General features: G+C 63.3%; 2 protein-coding genes. One reads left to right on the top strand and one right to left on the bottom strand.

Annotation, left to right across the window (positions count from 1 at the left end; genetic code table 11):
• Window positions 1-892: phosphomethylpyrimidine synthase ThiC (gene thiC, locus ACWDU1_RS31725; protein ID WP_450004106.1), on the top strand; the 892-nt coding region annotated here is incomplete at its 5' end.
• A 41-nt stretch (window positions 893-933) separates the two neighbouring features.
• Here the strand turns inward: thiC and ACWDU1_RS31720 are convergent.
• The coding region (locus ACWDU1_RS31720) for an MFS transporter (RefSeq protein ID WP_450004105.1) at window positions 934-2307 on the bottom strand (1374 nt) is incomplete at its 5' end.

Below are 2307 nucleotides of genomic sequence, written 5' to 3'. Positions count from 1 at the left end.
TGTGCCGCTCACCGCGAAGCGTGTCACCGGCATCGTCTCGCGGGGTGGTTCGATCATGGCGGCCTGGTGCCTGGCTCATCACCGGGAATCTTTCCTGTACACGCATTTCGAGGAACTCTGCGAGATCCTGGCCCGCTACGACGTGACCTTCTCCCTCGGCGACGGTTTACGTCCCGGTTCCATCGCCGACGCCAACGACGCGGCGCAGTTCGCCGAGCTCCGCACGCTGGGTGAACTGACGAAGGTCGCCAAATCGCACGGCGTGCAGGTGATGATCGAGGGCCCGGGGCATGTGCCGATGCACAAGATCGTGGAGAACGTGCGGCTGGAAGAGGAGCTGTGCGAGGAGGCGCCCTTCTACACATTGGGGCCGCTGGCCACCGATATCGCACCCGCCTACGACCACATCACCTCTGCCATCGGCGCGGCGATGATCGCGCAGGCCGGTACCGCGATGCTGTGTTATGTCACCCCGAAGGAGCATCTGGGCCTGCCGAACCGCGACGATGTGAAAACCGGTGTGATCACCTACAAGATCGCCGCGCATGCCGCCGATCTGGCCAAGGGTCATCCGCATGCGCAACGCCGGGATGACGAATTGTCCAAGGCGCGTTTCGAGTTCCGCTGGCACGACCAGTTCGCGCTGTCCCTGGACCCGGACACCGCCCGGGAGTACCACGACGAGACACTGCCCGCCGAACCGGCCAAAACAGCGCATTTCTGCTCGATGTGCGGCCCGAAGTTCTGTTCCATGCGGATATCCGCCGATGTCCGCGAATACGCCGAACGCCACAACCTGACCGATGTCGAGGCCATCGAGGCGGGGATGGCGGAGAAGTCCGCCGAATTCCACGCCTCCGGTAACGCGGTGTATCTCCCGGTCGTCTCGTAGATCGGATCGGCGGCTCACCATGGGTGGGCCGCCGGTTGCGGTCATCGAGGTCGGTCGCTTTCGGCTCGAACCCGCACTTCGGCGGGCGCGGCAGGTGGTTTATCGTCCCGCGATATCGACAGTGCCATCAAGATGACGCCGACCGCGCCGACCGCCGTCGCGATCCACAGCTGGTTCGCGATTCCCAGTGTCTCACCGATCCATCCGGCCGCTACGGCTCCCATGATCCCAGCGAGCGCGGTCAGCGTTCGAATGTTCATCGAAACTCGACCGAGTACGGCCGAATCGGCCGATTCGGTAACCAGGGTGGTGAGCCCGACATTCCACATGGATCCCGCGAAGCCGAGCACGGCGAGTCCGGCTACTGCGAAACTCAGCCCCGGAACGGATCCGAGCGTCGCTCCGGCGGCAAGCCCGGCCATTCCTGCGGCAATCCCCAGAAGCCCCCATCGATTGACGGCCGCTGTCCCCTGTCGCTCGCCGATGCGCGGCGCAACCCACGCACCACCGATCGCGGCCGCACTGGAAGCGATCAGAACCAGACCGTAGAGGTACGCCGGTAGACCCAGCTGCCGCAGCAGCAGGATCGGAAGCATTGCCAGGATCATCGCTTCCGCGACCGAAATGAGCAGGCCGACAGTAGAGAATGCTTTGAGCAACGGGATCCGTACCAATAGCCGGAATCCATGCGCCATGTCCTGGCGTACCGTCGACTCGGTTCGCTGCACACGTCCACCGTCCGGACTCCTGATCAGCGCCAAACATATCGCATTGACGACAAAGCTGATCAGGTCTACTACCAGCGGAAAGACATAACCCCCAATCCAGACCAGGGCACCCGATACACCACGCCCGGCCGAGGACCCCAGGCGTTCGGCCGCGATCAGCCGGGAACGGGCCTGCAGGATCGTCCGATCGCCGATAACCGTTTCCAGATGAGCGAAATAGAGAGCCTCTGCTACCAGCGTCAATATCCCGAACAGGAAGGTCACCGGCAGAATCCAGTAGAAGCCCGCTACCCCGGTGGCCATGCCGAGACAGAGACCACCGATGGCAACCATCGACACGATATCGGCCACGATCAACCACAGCCGCTTGCGTTCACGCCGGTCCGACCACACTCCCACCATGAACCCCAGGAACACCACCGGAACCGCAGATGATGCGTGTAGCAGACCGATCTGCCACGCATCGGCAGCGAACTTCTCCACCGCGATCACCGGTAATACGGCAGCGGTCAGAGCGGAGCCGAAGGTGGTCGAGACCTGCCCCGTCGTGAACAGACCGAAGTCTGCTGATCTCTGGTGAACCGACTGCGCCACGGTCCCGCTTTCATAATCGCTCAGCCGAATGGGTACGAGGGGATTGTCCCTCGACGAACTCGTCCGGAGCGCGACGTGCGCGCTCCGGACGAG

Source organism: Nocardia sp. NPDC003345 (assembly GCF_053589395.1).
This window is presented reverse-complemented; position numbering and strand designations above follow the sequence as displayed.